At 59.7% G+C, this 20,843-nt stretch carries 20 protein-coding genes; 10 read left to right on the top strand and 10 right to left on the bottom strand.

The window, feature by feature from the left end; all coding sequences use genetic code 11:
- Positions 1–151 precede the first annotated feature (151 nt).
- A complete protein-coding gene (gene acnB, locus PG5_RS06595) occupies positions 152–2,752 on the bottom strand; it encodes a bifunctional aconitate hydratase 2/2-methylisocitrate dehydratase (protein WP_020796321.1) in 2,601 nt (866 codons plus the stop codon).
- Positions 2,753–3,160: 408 nt separating this feature from the next.
- Between acnB and PG5_RS06590 the strand changes: the two genes are divergently transcribed.
- A complete protein-coding gene (locus tag PG5_RS06590) occupies positions 3,161–3,631 on the top strand; it encodes a DUF1289 domain-containing protein (protein ID WP_042955254.1) in 471 nt (156 codons plus the stop codon).
- 119 nt (positions 3,632–3,750) lie between these two features.
- Here PG5_RS06590 and PG5_RS06585 read toward each other — a convergent pair whose 3' ends face one another.
- A complete protein-coding gene (locus PG5_RS06585) occupies positions 3,751–4,614 on the bottom strand; it encodes a universal stress protein (RefSeq protein ID WP_020796319.1) in 864 nt (287 codons plus the stop codon).
- Between the two features lie 168 nt (positions 4,615–4,782).
- Here PG5_RS06585 and PG5_RS06580 point away from each other — a divergent pair, with 168 nt between their 5' ends.
- On the top strand, positions 4,783–5,391 hold the full coding sequence (locus PG5_RS06580) for a tRNA-(ms[2]io[6]A)-hydroxylase (protein WP_020796318.1): 609 nt from the start codon (positions 4,783–4,785) through the stop codon (positions 5,389–5,391).
- Positions 5,392–5,410: 19 nt separating this feature from the next.
- Here the strand turns inward: PG5_RS06580 and PG5_RS06575 are convergent, their stop codons facing one another.
- The gene (locus tag PG5_RS06575; protein ID WP_020796317.1) at positions 5,411–5,899 is read right to left on the bottom strand and encodes a GFA family protein; all 489 of its coding nucleotides are present in this window, start codon (positions 5,897–5,899) and stop codon (positions 5,411–5,413) included.
- A 217-nt stretch (positions 5,900–6,116) separates the two neighbouring features.
- Here PG5_RS06575 and PG5_RS06570 point away from each other — a divergent pair, with 217 nt between their 5' ends.
- From PG5_RS06570 to PG5_RS06560, 3 genes are all read left to right on the top strand, one after another.
- Positions 6,117–7,001: a LysR substrate-binding domain-containing protein gene (locus PG5_RS06570; protein WP_042955253.1), complete on the top strand. Its 885-nt coding sequence runs from the start codon at positions 6,117–6,119 to the stop codon at positions 6,999–7,001.
- Between the two features lie 100 nt (positions 7,002–7,101).
- On the top strand, positions 7,102–8,226 hold the full coding sequence (aguA, locus tag PG5_RS06565; protein WP_020796315.1) for an agmatine deiminase: 1,125 nt from the start codon (positions 7,102–7,104) through the stop codon (positions 8,224–8,226).
- Positions 8,227–8,228: 2 nt separating this feature from the next.
- Positions 8,229–9,326 carry an extracellular solute-binding protein gene (locus PG5_RS06560; RefSeq protein ID WP_020796314.1) on the top strand — a complete coding sequence of 366 codons (1,098 nt, stop codon included), beginning with the start codon at positions 8,229–8,231 and terminating at the stop codon, positions 9,324–9,326.
- Between the two features lie 116 nt (positions 9,327–9,442).
- Here the strand turns inward: PG5_RS06560 and PG5_RS06555 are convergent, their stop codons facing one another.
- The 5 genes from PG5_RS06555 to PG5_RS06535 form a co-directional block, all read right to left on the bottom strand.
- On the bottom strand, positions 9,443–10,060 hold the full coding sequence (locus PG5_RS06555; protein WP_020796313.1) for a DNA-3-methyladenine glycosylase: 618 nt from the start codon (positions 10,058–10,060) through the stop codon (positions 9,443–9,445).
- Between the two features lie 38 nt (positions 10,061–10,098).
- Positions 10,099–11,181: a bifunctional transcriptional activator/DNA repair enzyme AdaA gene (locus PG5_RS06550; RefSeq protein WP_020796312.1), complete on the bottom strand. Its 1,083-nt coding sequence runs from the start codon at positions 11,179–11,181 to the stop codon at positions 10,099–10,101.
- Between the two features lie 64 nt (positions 11,182–11,245).
- Positions 11,246–12,208, bottom strand: a complete 963-nt coding sequence (locus PG5_RS06545) for a Dyp-type peroxidase (protein WP_020796311.1) — start codon at positions 12,206–12,208, stop codon at positions 11,246–11,248.
- A 30-nt stretch (positions 12,209–12,238) separates the two neighbouring features.
- On the bottom strand, positions 12,239–12,859 hold the full coding sequence (locus PG5_RS06540; protein ID WP_020796310.1) for a LysE family translocator: 621 nt from the start codon (positions 12,857–12,859) through the stop codon (positions 12,239–12,241).
- Between the two features lie 90 nt (positions 12,860–12,949).
- Positions 12,950–13,846: a DMT family transporter gene (locus PG5_RS06535; RefSeq protein WP_020796309.1), complete on the bottom strand. Its 897-nt coding sequence runs from the start codon at positions 13,844–13,846 to the stop codon at positions 12,950–12,952.
- Between the two features lie 88 nt (positions 13,847–13,934).
- Between PG5_RS06535 and PG5_RS06530 the strand changes: the two genes are divergently transcribed.
- The 3 genes from PG5_RS06530 (at position 13,935) to PG5_RS06520 (ending at position 17,536) form a co-directional block, all read left to right on the top strand.
- Entirely contained in the window at positions 13,935–15,266 is a 1,332-nt protein-coding gene (locus tag PG5_RS06530; protein WP_020796308.1) for a PLP-dependent aminotransferase family protein, read from the top strand.
- An 89-nt stretch (positions 15,267–15,355) separates the two neighbouring features.
- Positions 15,356–15,952 (top strand): LysE family translocator, encoded by a 597-nt coding sequence (locus tag PG5_RS06525; RefSeq protein WP_020796307.1) that lies wholly within the window; start codon positions 15,356–15,358, stop codon positions 15,950–15,952.
- Between the two features lie 294 nt (positions 15,953–16,246).
- Positions 16,247–17,536 carry a gamma-glutamyl-gamma-aminobutyrate hydrolase family protein gene (locus PG5_RS06520; RefSeq protein WP_020796306.1) on the top strand — a complete coding sequence of 430 codons (1,290 nt, stop codon included), beginning with the start codon at positions 16,247–16,249 and terminating at the stop codon, positions 17,534–17,536.
- A 90-nt stretch (positions 17,537–17,626) separates the two neighbouring features.
- Here the strand turns inward: PG5_RS06520 and PG5_RS06515 are convergent, their stop codons facing one another.
- Together PG5_RS06515 and PG5_RS06510 are read right to left on the bottom strand one after the other, a co-directional pair.
- A complete protein-coding gene (locus PG5_RS06515; RefSeq protein WP_020796305.1) occupies positions 17,627–18,460 on the bottom strand; it encodes an AraC family transcriptional regulator in 834 nt (277 codons plus the stop codon).
- Between the two features lie 33 nt (positions 18,461–18,493).
- Entirely contained in the window at positions 18,494–18,997 is a 504-nt protein-coding gene (locus tag PG5_RS06510; RefSeq protein ID WP_020796304.1) for a VOC family protein, read from the bottom strand.
- A gap of 264 nt (positions 18,998–19,261) precedes the next feature.
- Between PG5_RS06510 and PG5_RS06505 the strand changes: the two genes are divergently transcribed.
- Positions 19,262–19,510 (top strand): hypothetical protein, encoded by a 249-nt coding sequence (locus PG5_RS06505; protein ID WP_020796303.1) that lies wholly within the window; start codon positions 19,262–19,264, stop codon positions 19,508–19,510.
- Complete coding sequence (locus PG5_RS06500; RefSeq protein WP_020796302.1) at positions 19,510–20,664, top strand: NnrS family protein; 1,155 nt, start codon at positions 19,510–19,512, stop codon at positions 20,662–20,664. Before PG5_RS06505 ends, PG5_RS06500 begins: the two co-directional genes overlap by 1 nt.
- Positions 20,665–20,843 lie beyond the last annotated feature (179 nt).

Below are 20,843 nucleotides of genomic sequence, written 5' to 3'. Positions count from 1 at the left end.
TGCAGCCCGGGACGCTCCGCGTTCCTTTCCAGAGCTGGAACGCGGAGCGTCCCTTGAGGCATTCCCACGCGGAGCGTGGGAACGATCGGTACAGGCATAAAAAAACGCCGCTCATCTCACGATGGGCGGCGTTTTTCATTGCGTTGAAACGTTAGGCTTGAACGACCGGGATGTTGGCGTTCGCAGCAGCTTCACGGAACTCGGCAATCTGGTCGAAGGACAGGTAGCGGTAGACATCGGCCGCCATGCTGTCGATCTTGCCAGCGTATTCCATGTACTCCTCGACGGTCGGCAGGCGACCCAGGATGGAAGCCACGGACGCCAGTTCAGCCGAAGCCAGGTAGACGTTCGCGCCGTCACCCAGACGGTTCGGGAAGTTACGGGTCGAAGTCGACACTACAGTCGAGTTCGGCTCTACACGTGCCTGGTTACCCATGCACAGCGAGCAGCCTGGCATTTCCATGCGCGCGCCAGCCTTGCCGTAGATGCCGTAGTAGCCTTCTTCGGTCAGTTGGTGAGCGTCCATCTTGGTCGGCGGCGACAGCCACAGACGGGTTGGCAGCTGACCCTTGACCTGTTCCAGCAACTTGCCGGCAGCGCGGAAGTGACCGATGTTGGTCATGCACGAACCGATGAACACTTCGTCGATCTTCTCGCCAGCAACGCTGGAGAGCAGGCGAGCGTCGTCCGGGTCGTTCGGCGCGCAGAGCACAGGCTCCTTGATGTCGGCCAGGTCGATCTCGATGATCTCGGCGTATTCCGCGTCTTTGTCCGCTTGCAGCAGCTCAGGGTTGGCCAGCCAGGCTTCCATCGCTTGAGCGCGACGTTCCAGAGTGCGTGCATCGCCGTAGCCTTCGCCGATCATCCAGCGCAGCAGGGTGATGTTGGACTGCAGGTATTCGGCAATCGACTCTTTGGACAGCTGGATGGTGCAACCGGCAGCCGAACGTTCGGCCGAGGCGTCAGACAGTTCGAACGCTTGCTCTACGGTCAGCTTAGGCAGGCCTTCGATCTCCAGGATGCGGCCGGAGAAGGCGTTCTTCTTGCCTTTCTTCTCTACGGTCAGCAGGCCTTTCTGGATCGCGTAGTAAGGAATGGCGTGAACCAGGTCACGCAGGGTGACGCCTGGCTGCAGTTCGCCTTTGAAGCGAACCAGGATCGACTCAGGCATGTCCAGCGGCATGACGCCGGTGGCCGCGGCGAATGCTACCAGGCCGGAACCGGCCGGGAACGAGATGCCGATCGGGAAACGGGTGTGCGAGTCACCACCGGTGCCGACGGTGTCTGGCAGCAGCATGCGGTTCAGCCACGAGTGGATGATGCCGTCGCCCGGACGCAGGGAAACGCCGCCGCGGGTCATGATGAAGTCAGGCAGGGTGTGGTGCGTGGTCACGTCGATCGGCTTGGGGTAAGCCGCGGTGTGGCAGAAGGACTGCATCACCAGGTCGGTCGAGAAGCCCAGGCACGCCAGGTCTTTCAGTTCGTCACGGGTCATTGGACCGGTGGTGTCCTGGGAACCCACGGTGGTCATCTTCGGTTCGCAGTAGGTGCCCGGGCGAACGCCGGTCACGCCGCAAGCCCTGCCGACCATTTTCTGCGCCAGGGTGAAACCCTTGGTGCTTTCAGCTGGAGCTTCAGGCTTCTTGAACAGGGTCGAAGGTGGCAGCCCCAGCTCGGTACGAGCTTTCTCGGTCAGGCCACGGCCGATGATCAGCGGGATACGGCCGCCGGCGCGCACTTCGTCCAACAGGACCGGGGTCTTCATTTCGAAGGTGGTCAGGACTTCGTCGGTGCCGTGCTTGCAGACTTTGCCAGCATGCGGGTACAGGTCGATCACGTCGCCCATGTGCATGTTGGATACGTCGAATTCGATTGGCAGTGCGCCAGCATCTTCCATGGTGTTGTAGAAGATCGGAGCGATCTTGCTGCCGAAGCAGAAACCGCCGGCACGCTTGTTCGGCACATAGGGAACGTCGTCGCCGAAGAACCACAGTACCGAGTTGGTGGCCGATTTACGCGAAGAACCGGTACCGACCACGTCGCCAACGTAGGCGATCGGGAAGCCGGCGTTGCGCATTTCTTCGATCTGCTTCATCGGGCCGGTGACGCCTTGTGCGTCAGGCACGATGCCGTCGCGAGCCATTTTCAGCATGGCCAGGGCGTGCAGCGGGATGTCCGGGCGGGACCAGGCATCAGGTGCAGGAGACAGGTCGTCGGTGTTGGTCTCGCCAGTTACCTTGAACACACGCAGGCTGATCTTGTCGGCCAGCACAGGGCGTTTCACGAACCACTCGCCGTCAGCCCAGGACTGCAGCACGCCTTTGGCGTGTACGTTACCGTTCTTGGCTTTTTCAGCGACGTCGTGGAAGGCATCGAACATCAGCAGGGTGTGCTTGAGTTCTTCGGCCGCTACTGGTGCCAGCTCGGCGTCGTCCAGCAGGTTGACCAGGGTCACGATGTTGTAGCCACCCTGCATGGTGCCGAGCAGTTCAACAGCGCGCTTCTTGTCGATCAGGGGGGATTTGGCTTCGCCTTTGGCGATGGCGGACAGGAAGCCGGCCTTGACATAGGCTGCTTCGTCCACTCCAGGCGGAACGCGATTGGTGATCAGGTCAACGAGAAATGCTTCTTCGCCAGCCGGGGGGTTCTTCAGCAGCTCGACCAGGCCTGCAGTTTGTTCGGCGTTAAGCGGCTGGGGAACGATACCCAGTGCTGCACGCTCTTCGATATGTTTGCGGTAGGCTTCAAGCACAGTTATTACCCTCATCAGTGGTCCCAAATGGGTGTCCGGGACGCTCATCCCGAAATTGCCGTACTCATGCGCTGCGTGGCGTTGTGAGCCACTTAGCCAGAATTACCGACAATTCCTTACAGAAGCTGCTTTCAAAGTTTTACGCCTGCAGAACGGGAGCTGATGAGGGTTGGCGTTGGGCTTTTCCCCGCTGGAAAAACCCCTCGCCAACACCGCTCTGAAGGAACGACTGTGCTCGTGACGCTTTGAAAACAGCTTCTAACGGACATTGGCGCCTAAAAAGGCAGGCTGATTCTACGGCAAAAAAAAATTAAAGGTAAGTTGGCACCTGAAACTTTGAGGGGTGATCAATGTTAGACAAAGGGCTAACATGCCGTCCTGTTTTGCTTTTTCGCGTTTTGCCTACCTATGCCCAATCAGACCATCAAGACCCCCTGCGTCGGCCTTTGCTCCACTGTTTACGGTGATTTGGTGTGCCGTGGCTGCAAGCGTTTCCACCACGAAGTGATTCACTGGAACGGCTACAACGAGGAAGAAAAGCGCGCAGTATGGCTGCGTCTCGAGCAGTTGTTGTCCCAGGTGATGGCCGCCAAGGTGGAGATTTTCGATCCGGCTTTGCTGCGAGCGCAGCTGGAACAGCGCAAGATCCGCTTTGTGCCGCATCAGTCCCAGTATTGCTGGGCCTACCAGTTGATCGCCCGGGGCGCGCGGGTCATCAACAACCTGCAAGCCTATGGGATGGTGTTGTTGCCGGAGTTTCGCGACTGGAACCTGCCGGAACTGCGCGACGCCATCGATCGGGAATTTTTCCTGCTGTCCGAGGCGCATTACCAGCGGTACATCGCGCCGGGGTTCCTCAAGGACGCGTTTGGCGGCTAGACCCTGAAAGCTTCGCGAGCAAGCCCGCTCCCACATTCAACCGCGTTCCTTCAGTTGATTTGCGGTTGAGTTTGGGAGCGGGCTTGCTCGCGAAGACGGCCTGGCAGGCACTACGAATCTCAATGCTTGACCGCCAGCTCCTCCAGATGATCCTCAACCTCCTGGGGCTTGAGCACCAGCACATCGCTCTCTACCGCATCGAGCACCACTTCCGCCGTATTGCCGATCAACGTCCCCGATAAACCACTGCGCGCCACGGTGCCGATCACTGTCACGGCCGCCTGCAGCTTGTGCACCATGAACGGAATCAACACATCCGCCGGGCCTTCGGCAATGTGCAGGTGTTCGTTGTCGATGTCGAACTCGGCCTGGAACGCCTTGCATTGTTCGCGATAGCGCGCCTCGATGGTCTCGCTTAGCTGCAACGTTGGGTCAGCTGCCGACAGCATGGGCGACGGATGAGCACTGACCACATGCAGATGCGCCTTGGCCAGGCTGGCGATGTCGTAGCCGTAATCGATGATGGTGTTGTGCAGATGACGGTGTTCACTTTCCATATTGCCAACGTCGACGGCCGCCAGGATCACCTTGTCCTTCCACGAACCGGCGGTTTTCACCAGCAGCACCGGGGTAGGGCAGTGGCGCAGCAGTTTCCAGTCCACTGGGGTCAGCAGGGCCTTTTTCAGCGAGCTGTCAGGGAAATGCTGTTTGATGACCAGCCCGCAGCCTTCGGCCTGCTGCACGTCGACGATGGTTTCGTGCAGGCTTTCATTCCAGGCCTGCTCGGTCGTGACGCTGTACCCGTCTTGCAGCAGGGCAGCCTTGAGCACGCCCAGCATGGCGCTGTGATCGTGCTTGCGGTCACACACCAGCAAATGCAGGTGCGCCTGGGTTACACCGGCGATCAGTTTGGCTCGTTTGAGTGCCAGGCTTTCCGAATGCTCGGGGTCGATGACCACCAGGATGCTGCGAATGGCTTGCATGATCGGGATCTCCTGAAAATGAAAAAGCATGGCGTTGCACAACTATAGTTGCTGTGCGGCAATCGGTGACTTGATGCATATCAACGGTGTGACTGGTGGTCTTCGGGCAGGCCGGTATAATCGGCGCCCTTCGTTTTATACCTTTTCTACCCTTTTTCCGTGAGCCCCATGATCCTTCCCGAAATTCACGAGTTCCTCGGCTGCCGCACCCCGGATGGCTGGGTTCAGGCCGCTTTGGCCGATCAGGACACCTTGCTGATCGACCACAAGAATTGCGAGTTCAAGGCGGCCAGCACGGCGCTTAGCCTGATTGCCAAGTACCATTCCCACGTCGACCTGATCAACATGATGTCGCGTCTGGCCCGGGAAGAACTGGTGCACCACGAGCAGGTCATGCGCCTGATGAAAAAACGCAAGATCGGGTTGCGCCAACTGTCCGCCGGGCGCTACGCCTCGGCACTGCGCAAGGTGGTACGCAGTCACGAACCGGTGAAGCTGGTGGATACGCTGGTGGTCGGTGCTTTCATCGAGGCCCGCAGCTGCGAGCGTTTCGAGGCGTTGGTACCACACCTGGACGAGGAGCTGGGCAAGTTCTACTTCGGCCTGCTCAAAAGCGAGGCCCGGCACTTCCAGGGCTACCTGAAACTGGCGTACCAGTACGGGGACGCCAAGGACATCGCCCAGGTGATAGAGAAGGTACGGGCCGCCGAGCAGGAACTGATCGAATCGCCGGATGTGGAGTTTCGCTTCCACAGTGGTGTGCCAGTGGCGGCGTAAAGATCAACCAGTCGCGGGCTTAACGGCTCAAGCCCAGGCGCTCATGCCACTCGGCGATCGATTCTTCGGGATAACCCTCGAACTGTTTATCGCCGGGTTTCACCTCGACCTCCACCCAGGAGGCCTTGGAGTCCAGCAACAAATGTGTGTGCTGCGGCGCCACGGGCAGCGGCGTGTCGATCGCCGAGGCGAATGGGTGGATCAATTCCGGCCATTCAGGGCTGAATAGCCACAAGCCCGAGCCGCACAGCGAGCAGAAATGCCGCTCGGCACTGCTGCGGTGGGCGCGCTGCTCGCCTTCGCCCTTGAGCAGCGCATGGTAGATCGCGATGTTCTTGCGCCCGCGCACCTTGAGGCTATGGGCGTCACCGGCAATATTGATCGCATAACCGCCACCGCCCTGGGTCTTGCGGCAGATCGAGCAGTAGCAGCGTTGATAGGGGTAGGGGTGGGCGCTGGTCAGGCTGAACGACACCGCGCCGCAATGGCATGAGCCTTCGAGTTGCATGGGAATCTCCAGTGGCCGAAGTGACTCGGTTCAGCCTAGAAGATATGCGGCGCGATTGCCGACGCCTTCGCGAGCAGGCTCGCTCCCACAATGATCCGCAAAGCCCACAAAACCTTTGTGGGAGCGAGCCTGCTCGCGAAGAACGATAACGCGGTCCCACTGGACGCCTACCTTCCACCGGGTCAGCATGGGCGCCTCGAAACCCGGACTCGACCCGATGCGCCGATTACCCTCCCTCGCAGCCCTCAGAACCTTCGAATGCGCCGCCCGTCACGCTCATTTTGGCCGGGCGGCGGCGGAGTTGTGCGTGACTGACAGCGCCGTCAGTCATCAGATCCGCCAGTTGGAAGAACAGCTTGGCGTGTCGCTGTTCGTGCGCGAAGGCCGGCAGATTCGTCCGACCGTCGCCGCCGGGCGCCTGATGCAAAGCTTGCAGCAGGCTTTTGAATTGATCGGTGATGCCTGCGATGAGCTTCGCGACCCTTCGTCCCTGGCGGTGTTGCGCCTGGCGGTCACTGCCGAGCTGGCGCAGAAGTGGCTGATGAGTCGCCTTTCGGATTTCTATGCGCGTTATCCGCACATCACCTTGCACCTTTACGAGCAGCCGATCGATGCCACGGCGCCGGGAGAAGACATCGACCTGGCGATCACCTACGGCACGGGCCCGGTGGACAGCAGTGCGTATTTCGTCCGGCCATTGCCGGCGCTGCAGTTTTTTCCGGTGTGCAGTCCTGGCCTATTCAACCAGGGCACCCTGAAAACCCCCAGGGACCTGGCCCGCCATTGCTTGCTGCATGACGATCAGGATGGCAAGACCTGGACCGCCTGGCTCACCAGCCATGCCGGCGACCAGCGCCCCGAACGGCAACTGTATTTCGCCCATGCCGGGTTGGCCCTGGAAGCCGCGGCCCAGGGGCAGGGCGTCGCCATGGGCGATAACCTGACGGCCCAGGATGATTTGCTCAGCGGTCGCCTGGTCCGGCCATTCACCTCAAGCATAACGGCATTGGGGCAATACGCGCTGGTGTGCGAGCGGGTTCGCCTGGAGCGGCCTGCCGTGACGCAGATGCTCGAATGGTTCAACGATCAACTGATCGATTGATGAGTTGAATTCAAGTGTTCCGAAATAATCATCGTTGGCGAGGAGGGCGCTCGCGACCTTAGCCTGTGGTCATTCCAATCCCCGCTGATGAGGTTTGCCCATGGCACGTTTGCTCGACTCCACGCCCAAACTTGACGGTTTCCGGTTGCCCGGTGAATTCGAAACCAAGTCCGGCTGCTGGCTCGGTTGGCCTGAACGCACCGACGTCTGGCGCAATGGCGCCAAGCCTGCGCAGAAAGTCTGGGTGCAGATCGTCACCGCGATCTCCCAGAGCGAGCCGGTTACCGTCTGCGCTTCGGCCGCGCAATTCGCCACCGCTCGCCGCCAGTTGCCGCCGCAAGTACGCGTAGTGGAAATGACCTGCAACGACACCTGGTTCCGCGACAGCGGTCCGTGCTTCGTGGTCAACGACCAGAGCGGTGAAGTGCGCGGCGTGGATTTCGAGTTCAACGCCTACGGCGGCCTCGACGGCGGCTTGTACTACCCGTGGGACAAGGACGATCAGATCGCCAGCAAAATCCTCGAAATCGAACGCTTCAACCGCTATCGGGCACCGTTGATTGCAGAGCTGGGCGGCATCCAGAGCGACGGCCAGGGTAGCCTCCTCACCACCGAACAATGCTTGCTCAACCGGAACCGCAATCAGCATCTGGGCAAGGACGAAGTCACTCGCCGCTTGACCGATTACCTTGGCGCCGAGCAAGTCATCTGGTTGCCACGGGGTTGCAAGTTTGACGAAACCGACGGCCACGTCGACGATCTGGCGTGCTTCGTGCGCCCTGGTGAAGTGGTGTTGCAATGGACCGACAATCGCGACGACCCGCAGTGGGAAATCTACCAGGAGGCCTACGACATCCTGCGCAGCACCCGCGACAGCCGTGGTCGCGAGCTGATCGTGCACAAGCTGCCACAACCGGATGTGCTGGAGTGGACCGCCGAGGAGGCCGAGGGCCTGGATCAACAGGACAGCACGCATGCTCGCCAGGCTGGCACGAAAATCTGCGCGTCCTATATCAATTACTACGCCGGTAACACCTCGATCGTGGTGCCGCTGTTTGGCGACCGTAATGATCAGATGGCGTTGGCGACCCTGGCCGAACTGTTCCCGCGGCACAAGATCGTCGGCATCGAAAACTCCCGGGAAATTCTCCTCGGTGGCGGCAATGTCGCGTGCATCACCATGCCGCAGTACGCCGGTACTGCCTGCAACGAACAGGGAGTTTGATCATGGGCCTGCACAAACTGACCCAAGCGTTACTGCTGGTGCTTGCACCCCTGTGTGTGCAGGCCGCCGACACCGCCAAACCGGTGGTGAACCTGTACATCTGGGGCGAGTACCTGGCCCCGGACACCTTGACCAACTTCGAGAAGAAAACCGGTATCCATGTGGTCGTCGATCACTTCGATTCCCTGGAAACCGTCGAGACCAAATTGCTCACTGGTCGTAGCGGTTACGACCTGGTGCTGACGGCGGGGCAGCATCTGTCGCGAGCCATCCAGAGTGGTGCGATCCAGACCGTGGATAAACAGCAGATACCGCACTTTGCCGGCGTCGGCGAAGAGTTCCGTCAGCACATGGCCGTGTTCGATCCGGGTAACCGTTACGCCGGGATCTACGCCTGGGGCACCACTGGCGTGGGTTATCAGGAGGAGGCGGTCAAGCAGCGCCTGCCCGATGCACCGACGGACAGCTGGGCAATGCTGTTCGACCCGACGGTGGTTTCGAAATTCGCCGATTGCGGGGTCAGCCTGCTCAACGATCCGAACGAAGTGTTCGCGGCGGTCATGAAGTACCTGGGCCTGGACATCAACCGCCAGAACCTCGATGACCTGAAACTGGCTGAACAGCAGCTGGCGAAGATTCGCCCCTACATTCGCTACTTCGACAACGACCTGAACATCAGCGACCTGGCCAACGGCAATACCTGCGTGGCGATGTCGTGGAACGGGAACGTGGCCATTGCGGCGGGCCAGGCAAAAGCGGCAGGAAAGCCGTTTTCATTGAAGTATCGGATACCGAAAGAGGGCACGCTGATCTGGTTCGATGCCATGGTCATTCCCAAGGACGCGCCGCATCCCGAGGCGGGACTGGCATTGATGGACTACCTGATGACACCTGAAGTGATCGCGCCGATTACCGACACCATCCACTATGCCAATGCCATCACGGCGGCGGATAGCTTGATCGATCCGGCGATTCGCAATGATCCGGGGACTTATCCGCCGCAGGCGGTGCGAGCGTCGTTGTACAGCAAGAATGACAATGGCAAGGCGTTCAACCGCGCTTTGATTCGGGCGTTCAGTCGGTTGAAATCGGGGTTGTGATGGGCTTGGGCAGTCAAGCTCCAAGCAAACCTGTGGCGAGCTGGGCTGCGCAGCAGTCCCATTTTTTGGGGCCGCTTCGCAGCCCAGCGGGGATGAATCCCCTCGCCACAGTCCGTTTAACGGCTGGGCACCCGCCACAAATACCACGCTGCCACCGTCCGATACGGGCTCCAGGCCAACCCGATCTCGATCATCTGCTTGCGCGTCGGTTGCACCTGGAGCCCCTTGAGCCGTCGATAACCCTCGCGTACGCCAAAGTCATCGGCCGGCAAGATGTCCGGCCGCTCCAGGCTGTAGATCAATAGCATCTCGACCGTCCAGCGCCCCACGCCGCGCAGGGTCACCAGGCGTTCGATCAGTGCTTCATCGTCCATGGCCAGCGCCGTGGCGTAATCCGGCACCACGCCGTCCAGTGCAGCCTGGGCGATGCCTTGAATGGTTGCGATCTTGCTGGCGGAAAAGCCGCAACTGCGCAGTCGCTCAAAATCAGTCGCGACAATCTGCCCAGGCTGTGGAAACGCCACCGATGGGTACAGCGCCAGCAACCGGCCGATAATCGCATCCCCGGCCTTGGCGTGCAGTTGCTGGTAGGCGATCGCCCGCACCAGTGACTCATAGGGATCGCGGGCTGTGTGAGGTTGATGCAGGCACGGGCCGATGGCGTCGATGTGGCGACGCCAGTCGTCATCAAGGTCCGCCAGCCATTGGGTGGCCAGTTGGTAGGGGACAGGCATAGAGCATCCTTGGAGCGGCTGACGAACGCCGCCTGTGATCAAAAGGCCAGTTGCTCGGTAATCTGCACCGCCGCCTTTTCCAGCCTCAGCAGGAATGCCTTGCGCGGCTGTCCTCCAGCGTAGCCGGTCAGCGAGCCGTCGGCGCCGATCACCCGATGGCAGGGTACGACAATCGAGAGGCGGTTATGACCGTTGGCCAGCCCCACGGCCCGACTGGCGCCGGGTTTGCCCAAGGTGGATGCGATCGCTCCGTAGGTGGTGGTCTGGCCATAGGGGATGTGTGCCAGTTCGGCCCATACCTGGCGGGAAAATTCGCTACCGGGCATGTGCAGGGCAACGCTGAATTCAGTCCGGTTTCCGGCGAAATATTCACTCAGTTGGTCTTCGATTTGCTGCAAATGCCCGTTATGCCCTGGCGCCACGACGTAACCAAAGCGGTTTTGCAGCGCTTGCACTTCCCGGCTCAGGCTGGGCTGGTCGAGGAACTCCAGTAACACCAGTCCGCGACGTTCGGCCATGGCGATCATCGGCCCTAGCGGAGTGGTCAGGCGCGTGAACAGCAGCGGCTCACTGTTGGCGGCGCGGCCCGGCGTGATGTGGAACGACTTCTGGAATGCATCGCGAAAACCGCTGAGGGATTCGTAACCGGAGTCGTACGCGGCACTGTCGATGGAGTGGCCCTGCTTGATCCCGCCCAAGGCCATGCCAAGGCGTCGGGTGCGTAGCCAGGCATGAAAGGTCATGCCCAAATGCTGCTTGAACCAGCGACGCAGTTTCAGCGGCTCGATGCCTTCGGCGATTAACTGGGCATCGGTCCAGCGCTGCTCGGGATCGGCGTTTACTGACTTGAGCAACTGCTGGACCCAGTGTGGCGCAATCGCCGCGGCGTCCATGGGTTTGCAGCGCAGGCAAGCGCGGTAGCCCGCCGCCAGGCATTCATCGGCGTGGGCGAAGAACTCGACATTTTCAGGTTTCGGGCTGCGCGCGGTGCAGCCAGGACGGCAGAAAATACCGGTCGTCTTGACCGCGGTAAAAAACACCCCCTCGTAGGCGGTGTCTCGTTCGAGCATGGCGCGGACCATCTCGGCGTGGGGCGGCAGTAGCGTGTTTTGTAGGTTCATGGGTTGAGCTTAAGCGGCGGGGCAGAACCCCTCCACCGGAAAATCGACAGGGAATTGCCCGCGTTCACCGGCAGGTGCCCAAGGGCGCGCGATCCGCCAGGTCTTCCAGTAGATCAGCCGAGGGAGCGAAAAACAGGCCACCGGTCACTGCCGTGCTGAAATCCAGCAAACGGTCGTAATTACCGGCGGGCTTGCCGACAAACATGTTCTCGAGCATCTGCTCCAGAGGTTCGGGCGAGCGCGCATAGCCGATGAAGTAGGTGCCGAATTCGCCAGCGCCTGGCCGGCCAAAGGGCATGTTGTCGCGCAGGATCTTTACTTCTTCGCCGTCCTTGGTAATGGTCGTCAAGGCACTGTGCGAATTGCTCGGCTTGACCGAATCGTCGAGTTCGATATCGGATAACTTCGTCCGCCCGATAATCCGCTCCTGCGCCTCGACGGATAACGCGTTCCAGGCATCCATCTTGTGCAGGTACTTCTGCACCAGCACATAGCTGCCTGCGCTGAAAGAGGGGTCTTCATCGCCCACCATCGTGAAGCTGCCAGCCTTGCGACCGACGGGATTTTCGGTGCCATCGACAAAGCCGATGATGCTGCGCATGTCGAAATAGCGGAAGCCCTGAACTTCATCGACCACCGACACCGCATTGCCCAGCGCTGAGAGCAATTGCGTCGCCAGTTCAAAGCAGAGGTCCATCTGCTCAGCCCGAATGTGCAGCAACAGATCGCCAGGGGTGGAGATGGCGCGTCGTTCCTCGGGTCCGAATTCACGGAAGTTGTGCAGCGAGGCGGGACGCGGATGGCCAAACAAGGTGTCCCACGCCGCAGAGCCAAAGCCACAGATGCACGACAGGTTACCGGAGGGAACGCGTTTGCCTACCGAGCGTGTGAGGGCTGCGATGTCTGCGCACCAGCCCCGCACTTTGCTGGCGGCGTCACTGCCGGGAACCAGGGTTGCCACGATAAAAATCGCGCTGCGGGTAATGGGGCTGCAGATGGACTGTGCGTCCGGCGTTGATTGATCCATCGGCATGTGTCCCCATGAGCGGTAGTTTGGTCAGGCCCGACGCGCCATTAGCAACACTGAAGCCGCCGCCGACAATAACCCTGCGCAGCAGCGATTGAACATCCGCTTGCCCGAAGGTTTGGCAAACCAGCGGCGCATGTGCAGGCCCATGTAAGCGTAGGTGCCGATAGCGATCCATTCCAGCATCAGGAACAACGCGCCCAACAGCGCAAATTGCGGTGCGATGGCATGGGTCGAGTCGACGAATTGCGGCAGGAACGCGGTGAAGATCAGGATTGCCTTCGGGTTGCCGGCCGCCACCAGGAACTCTTGCCGAGCCAACGCCAGCATCCCCACCGGCGGGGCGCTCACCGCGGTTTCTGCGTCGGGGTGGGCACGCCACAATTGCCAGGCGAGATAAAACAGGTACGCGGCACCGAGAATCTTGATTGCGTAGAACAGCAATTCCGAGGTTTGCAGCACCACCGCCAGACCGGCCGAGGCGAGGGCGATCATGCCGGCGAAAGCGAGCAGGCGACCCATGCCCGCCAGGCAAGCGGTGCGATAGCCGTAGCGGGTCGAATTGCTGACCGACAGCAGGTTGTTCGGGCCTGGCGCCATGTTCAGGGCAAAGCAGGCTGGAAGGAAGAGGGTAAGGGTGGTGAGGTCCATGTTCGGCTCCAGCAGCAGAAGCCGTATTTTTATCACAGCTGCCCAGGGACTTGACCCGTACAGTCAGGGACACAGGCAGCGTACCAGTGGCTAGCGCGCGAATTTTTTCGCGCCTGCCACACACAGGATCACCGCCACGGTCACGCCCAGCATGGACAGGCTGACGTGTTCATGCAGCAAGGTGGCGGCCAGTGCCAGGCCGAAAAAGGGTTGCAGCAATTGCAGTTGCCCGACGACGGCGATGCCCCCTTGCGCCAGACCGCGATACCAGAACACGAAGCCTATCAGCATGCTGAACAGCGACACGTACCCCAGGCTGAACCAGGCCGGTGCACTGATGCTGGCGAACGAGCCGGGCAACCGCCACAAGGTCAATGCAGCCATGGCTGGCAACGCAAGCACCAACGCCCAGGAAATCACCTGCCAGCCGCCGAGTGTGCGCGATAGCTTTGCACCTTCGGCATAACCCAGGCCGCAAGCCAGGATCGCCAACAACATCAGGATGTCGCCTAGGGGTGAGGCCGTCAGGCCCTGGGCTACGGCGAACCCGACCACCAGCAGGCTGCCCAGCACCGAGAAGACCCAGAACACTGGCCGGGGGCGTTCGCCTGCGCGCAAGACGCCGAACACCGCAGTTGCCAGCGGCAGCAGGCCGACAAACACGATGGAGTGAGCGGATGTGATGTACTGCAGCGCCAGCGCAGTCAGTAGCGGAAACCCCACCACCACGCCCAATGCCACGATGGTCAGGGGCACAAGCTGATGTCGGCCGGGGCATTTTTCCCTGAACAGCAACAGCAGGCACAGCGCCAGAATTGCGGCGAGGGTAGCGCGGGCTACCGTGAGGAACAGCGGATCGAATTCGAGTACCGCCACCCGCGTCGCGGGCAGCGAGCCGCTGAAGATCACCACGCCAATCAGGCCGTTGATCCAGCCGCTGGCATTTTTTTGCAGCGTCGGGTTTTGCAGGTTAGAAGTCCGTTCCATGTGACTCACGCTCATTGTTTGATTGCACGAAACCATCCTATGGCTGACTATCGATACAATCAAAAAATTGTCATGGATACATTTGCACATGCCTCGATCCCGCTACAAAACGCTGGTTGACGCCTTTGCCGCTGACATCCGCTCGGGGCGTTTGCCTCCGGGTACACGCTTGCCGACCCACCGGCAATTGGCCACTGAGCACGGTTTGGCGTTGGTCACCGCGAGCCGGGTGTATGCCGAGCTTGAGAGCATGGGCCTGGTCAGTGGTGAAACCGGACGTGGGACTTTTGTCCGGGAGACTTCACTGCCGCCGGGCCAGGGCATTTCGCAATCGGTGGTCGCGGCGGGGATGATCGACCTCAACTTCAACTATCCGTCTTTGCCGGGTCAGGCTGACCTGTTGCGCAACGCCCTGCGTCAGCTCGCGTTGTCCGGTGACCTGGAGTCCCTCCTGCGTTACCAGCCTCACGCCGGGCGTCTGCATGAGCGGGCTGCGTTCGCCCGACATCTGGGCGAGCGTGGCCTGAACGTGCCAGCCGAACAGGTGCTCATCGTCAGTGGCGCCCAGCACGGCCTGGCAGTGGTACTGATGAGCCTGCTCAAGCCTGGCGATGTGATTGTTGCGGATGCCTTGACCTATCCGGGCTTCAAGACGCTGGCGGAAACACTGCATCTCGAAGTCCTGCCCATTCCCGTAACGGACAACGGACCTGATCTGCCGGCCCTGGATAAACTTTGCCGCACTCGATCGGTGCGAGCGGTGTATTCGATGCCGACCCTGCACAATCCGCTGGGTTGGGTAATGGACGCTGATCAGCGCCAGCATCTGGTGGCTATTGCACGCCGGTATGACCTGACGATCATTGAGGATGCGGCCTACGCTTTCCTGGCCGAAAACGCACCGCCACCGCTGGCGGAAATGGCACCGGAAAGAACCGTGTATGTCAGTGGCTTATCCAAGAATGTCGCCACCGGCTTGCGCGTTGGTATTGTCGCCGCGCCGGCGCAATGGGTTGCCGGGTTTGAGCGCACTATCATGGCGACCACCTGGAACACCCCCGGGGTGATGACCGCCATTGCCGCGGCCTGGCTAGAGGACGGCACTGTCAGCCGGCTCGAGGCGCAAAAACGCGCGGACGCACAGGCCCGCCAAGCCTTGGCTCTTGAGGTGCTGAGGGGGCTGCGGATCATCAGCCATCCGTCCTCGTACTTTATCTGGTTGCCCTTGGCCGAAGACGCCAGGGCCGATCAGATCGCCATGGCGCTGATGCGCGAGCAGGTGTCGGTGTCGCCCGCCGAACCCTTTGCGATTACCCAGCATGTTCCGCATGCGCTACGCCTGGCGCTGGGCTCGGTGGACATGGACGCGCTAAGCCAGGCATTGGTGACGGTGAAGAGGGTGGTCGGCTATTACTCATGACGGGCACATCCTTGGGCAGTTTTGTTCAATACGCGCACCATCAGGCTCTCTATCTTGACGCCTGGTTCAATTGACTGAGCAGGTGTGCGATGAGTTTGATCATGTCCATGGCGGCGTTTGCATTGGCCGCTTCAATAACGCCGGGGCCGGTGAATATCGTGGCGCTGGGTTCGGGCGCGCGCTTCGGTTTTCGCGCCAGTCAGCGGCATGTGGCCGGAGCGACGCTGGGGTTTGTGCTGTTGCTGGTCCTGATGGGGTTGGGTTTGCATGAGCTACTGCAATGGTGGCCGGCAATGACGCAAGTGGTGCAATGGGCCGGGGTAGCGTTCCTTCTGTACATGGCGTTCAGACTGGCCGCCGACAACGGCCAGCTGGAGGCCAAGGACAGTGGCCGCGCGCCATCGATGCTCTATGGCGCGGTCATGCAATGGCTCAACCCGAAAGCCTGGCTGGCCTGCGTGGCCGGCATGGGCGCGTTCGTCGCCGATGGCGAGGCCCACCTGGTGTGGCAGTTTGCTGCGGTGTACCTGGTGATTTGCTACGTGTCGGTCGGATGCTGGGCCTACGCCGGGACGTTCTTGCGTGGCTACCTGGACAACCCGACGGGCATGCGCGTGTTCAATCGGTTGATGGCGTTGTTGTTGGCGGTGAGTGCGGTGTACTTGGTGTTGCCAGAGATGCACTGACACGCCATTTTGTGGTGTGCAGGGTTACTCCGTGAGAGCTGCCCGACCCATTTCAAGGTGGTGCACAGAAACGTGACTTCAGGAAAGCTTCAGGCCCTGAGGGCCCCCGCTTCGGTATTTCGTGACAACGACTCATGATGAGCGAAATTTGCAATCATCAGCCAAGGGCTGTTTGGCATCCTGCGCCGGTCGAATTTTTTGTGGCGATTGTGGCGCGGTCGACCGTCGTCGTTCATACGACCGGAGCCACTTCTCAATGCCTCGGGAAATGTCCAATCATAAAAGGAAAAATGAATGACGTTAATTACCCCGCGGCAAATCTCAGCAAGTATTTCGAACACCGGCGATAGGATTGAAAGTTCATCAGCGAGCCTCCCGCAACATTCTCAGCCAATAGACAGGCTCGCTGCACAAGTCATTAAAGCTTCAAATTCTTCAGTGCAGTTTTCAAAGGGATCTGCAAGTGGTGACGTCCATATCGGTATCATTTACCGGCCAGATAACTTTGGTGCTGGGCATGCTTTGTACGATAAACCTCCGGTCCGTACGATGAGTCAGTTGAATCCCATGATCGGTGAACCGATCACCTTGCCCAAGAGCCTTTCCAACATCAATTTTACTCGAAACAATAAAGACGATGCGCAGAAAAGTAAGGAGGTCATTCAACGCCGACAGGAGGCTTTTCAACAGCCAGCGCATGAACACAATAGCGGACTAAGTGAAGTGCATGGGCTGTTCATCCCGGGCGCCCCATCGGCAGTGCATAGTCAGCAGGGGGAAGCCATTAACATACCGAGCCAAAATAGCAAACATAAATCGAAGCGCAACGAACTGGATAGTCGTGCGCAGTTCGAGCACCGAAGTATTGCAGAGGCGCGGTTGCATGGGAAACCGGTATTGGCTATCTGCGCCGGAGCGTGGCGTTTGGCCGAAGCATATGGGGGCTGCACAGAGACATTTGGTGGCAGCGAGCTTAAAAAACACTACAGCCCAGGTGCTGATACCATGAATGTGGGTCACGACGTCGACATAACGCTTTCGCATACAAACCTAAGCGGTACGATGCCGAAAAAAGACGAGCATGGATATAACGGGCAGCCTTCTGCTATGCGAGATGACAAATTGGGGTGGGTGAACACTACCCACTGGGCTAGCGTGAAGGCGAACGAGGATGGCACCTTGGCCAGCGCACTCGAGACTCCAACCCCAACCCCAGCGCCAGGTTTACGCGAACTGCAGAATCAATCAAAGTTGCCGACAACCCCAAGTGAATTGATTATAACTGCAACTTCGGAAGGTAAAGTCGAAGCATTCGAAACCCGCCATGGCGCGCCAGTAATGGGTGTGCAGTGGCATCCAGAGGCGTATCTTCCTGGAATGAGTGGTCGAGATCCGATTTCTCAAGAAGTGATGGGGCTTCAATCTCCGAAAGAGTACGATGCCTATTTACGCAATCATGAAAGAACTGTCGCGCAATCGGATAATCTATTCAAGGCATTTGGACAAAGTGCAGCGGCATATCGAGGGCGTCAGGAAGTTAATCAAGAGATTAAAGAGCGCCAGCTGAAGTATGATCGCGATTAAACGGTGCGGATTGGCTGGGAATATCGAGTGTATTCACCAATATGCCATCAGGTGATCGGAGCAGGCGGCTCGCTGTGCAACTGCTCGTGTTCACCCCCGATACTGCCCCGGTGTCGCCGCCAGATGCTGCTTGAACGCCCGCTGGAAATGCGCCTGGTCGGCAAACCCCGCTTCCAGCGCCACGTCGGCGATCAGCTTGCCATTGCGCAGTTGATCCTGGGCAAACTGGATACGCCGGTTGACCAGGAAGGCGTGGGGCGTCATGCCGTAATGCTGCTTGAACGCGCGGATCAGGTAGGAGGGCGACAACTGCGCCGCTTCGCAGATATCTTCGAGCTTGAGCATTTGCGTGCAGTGCTCGCGGATGAAGTCGGCGGCGCGTTCGAGCTTGAAATTGGGCTCGTGCAGCGGTTGTTCGGCCGGGTTCAGGCGTAGTTGCACCTCGGTGAAAAATTCCACGGCCGCGCTGTGTTTACCCAACACGTCTTGCTGGGCATCGACCAGCACCTGATGCAACGCCTGCAATCCAACGAACAAAGCACGGTCCGCGGTGTGGGTGGCCGCGAACCGGCGAAACGCCAGATCGTTGCCGAACCCGAGTTGATGCTGTAAATCGGTGAGCCACGGGGTGTCGACGTACAGCATCAGGTACGACCAGGGCTGGTCATCGATTGGATTGCAGGCATGGACATCACCGGGGTTCATCAGCACGACGGTCCCGGCGCAGACCTCGAAGTTCGATTGCTCATGGACATAGGTACTGCGCCCGGCGGTGATCGCACCGATGGAAAAGTGCTCGTGGGCATGCCGGGTGTAACAGACCTCGCGTCCGTCGGCGATGGAGCGGGCTTCGATGAAGGGCAGGGCATCATCGCGCCAAAAGCGCGGTGCCTTGTCGGTGTCCCTGGTCTTTGCGGGCTTCATGATCAATCCTTGGCAGATCAGCGCCTGAGTGTATTAGCTCTCGCCTTCAAAGGCTCGTTTCAGTTCGGCGATATCGAGTTTTTTCATGTGCATCATGGCCAGCATCGCGCGCTGGGATTTTACCGTGTCGGGATCCTTGATCATTTCCATCATCGCGACCGGCACGATCTGCCAGGACACGCCGAATTTGTCCTTGAGCCAGCCGCATTGCTGTGCTTCGACCGGCCCACCGGCAGACAGGCGTCCCCAGAAGTGGTCGACTTCTTCCTGGGTCTGGCAGTTGACCTGGAACGAGATCGCTTCGTTGAAAGTGAAGTTCGGGCCACCGTTGAGACCGGTGAAGGTTTGCCCGTCGAGTTCGAAGCTGACCGTCATGACCGAACCGACTTCCCGGCCGTGGAACTCTTTTCCAGCCTCGCCGTAGTGAGTGATGGCGGTTATTTTCGAATGATCGAAGATCGCACAGTAGAACTTGGCGGCCTCTTCGGCCTGACCATCGAACCACAGGCAAGGGGTGAGTTTTTGCACATGTAGCATGGCGGGTCTCCTTGGCAGGTTTTTGCAGGCTGGATTATCAGCGTAGCTAGCCTGGGGCGGCCTGGTCGTGCCGTAGATCGCCGAGTGTGTAAGGATTTTCTACAGAATGTTGTCAATATGACTGCGACCTGAGTCATGCTGACTACGCCTTTAGCGAGTCGTTGTGACCAGTACGTTCTCAGGGCCCTGATTTTCATGGGTTAATTGGGTGGCACGCGACTTGATAAGTCCAACGTACAACTGAACTGCTACAGGAGTACGGAAATGTTCCATGTCTTCAGCAATGCTCAGAATGTCCTGCACCTATCCAGCCGTGTGTTGGGCGTTGGCCTGGCGATGTTACTGGCCGGCATCTACGGCGCTTACCTCCATGCTGGCCATCTGTCGATCGTTGCACTGGTGTCGTTGCATGCCATGACCATCGTCGGACCGACCCTGCTGAAAATCGGCTACGTCATGCGCCTGCTGGCCCAACACCGGTTGAGCAAACCTCAGTTCGTGGCGCTGGCCTGATGCGTAAACTGTCCGCAGCTCCCGTCTTCAGCCTTGGTTTTAGACCGTTTTTTCTCGCGGGTGCCGCGTTTGCCGCAGTGGCGGTGGCCATCTGGGCCCTGTGGCTGTACGGGCGTTTGCCCGAAGCGCAACCGGTAGGAGGCATGCTCGCCTGGCATCGGCACGAGATGCCGTTCGGGTTCGCCGTGGCGATCATTGCCGGTTTTCTGCTGACGGCGGTGCCGAACTGGACCGGCCGCCCCGGGCTCAACGGTTGGCCACTGATCGGGCTGGTGCTGATCTGGTTGCTGGGGCGACTGGCCTGGTTACTGCCGATTTCTCCTGCAGGGGTGCTGCTTTCGCAACTGTCTTTCTTGCCGTTGTTGGCCTGGGTGCTGGGACGAGACCTGGTGGCTGCTGGCAAGCGTGAGAACTATCCGATTCTGCTGCTGATCACCTTGCTGGCCGGTTGTCAGCTCATGACACTGTGGGGGCTCTGGACTGATGACACAGGTTTGCAGCGGCGTGGTGTATTAGCGGCCTTATGGCTGGTAGGCGCACTGATGAGCGTGATTGGCGGGCGGGTAATTCCGTTCTTCATTCAACGCGGCTTGAACCGTCCGGCGACGCCTGCAGCCAATCCATTACCCACCAAGGTGCTGCTGGTGAGCGGGTTGTTGGCGGCGGTGACGTTTGCCATCGGTTTGAATGACGTGCCCAGGTTTTGGCTGGCGGCGTTGTTTTTATTGATGGGCAGTCTGCATCTGTTGCGCCTGTGGCGTTGGCATGACCGGGGTATGTGGCGTGTGCCGCTATTGTGGTCGCTGTACCTGTCTTATGCCTGGCTGGTAGTGGCGGTGTTTGCCATGGCGCTGTGGCATCTCGGCCTGATGCCGCAACAGAGTCTGGCCACGCATTCGTTGGCGGTGGGCGGTATTGGCGGGTTGATTCTGGCGATGATTGCGCGGGTTAGCCTGGGGCATACCGGTCGGCCGCTGCTACCCTCGAAAGCAATCGTTGCGGGGTTTGCCCTGGTGCTGTTGGCGGCTTTGTCACGGGTGTTGCTGGTGCCGTTCGCCGGGTGGGGATTGGGGGTGTCGGCGTTGCTTTGGTGTGTGGCGTTTGTGCTGTTTCTGTGGCGTTACACAGGTATTTTGTTCAGCCCGAGGGCGTAGGAGTCAGGCTTGCTGGCGAAGGCGTCCTGGCAGACGATAATTGTCTTTCAGGTGTACATATCCATTCCTGCGGTAACGGCCACCTAGGGTTTCGCTCTTACAGCGAGTCACTTGGAAAAACGGAACGCCGCCCGGCCCCAAGTAACCAAGGGCTCTTGCCCCTGGCGTTCGGTGCCTCG

This window comes from Pseudomonas sp. G5(2012), from assembly GCF_000408945.1.
Classification (GTDB): Bacteria; Pseudomonadota; Gammaproteobacteria; order Pseudomonadales; family Pseudomonadaceae; genus Aquipseudomonas; species Aquipseudomonas umsongensis.
Note: the sequence above shows the minus strand (reverse complement) of the source record. Positions and strands in the feature narration are given on the sequence as shown.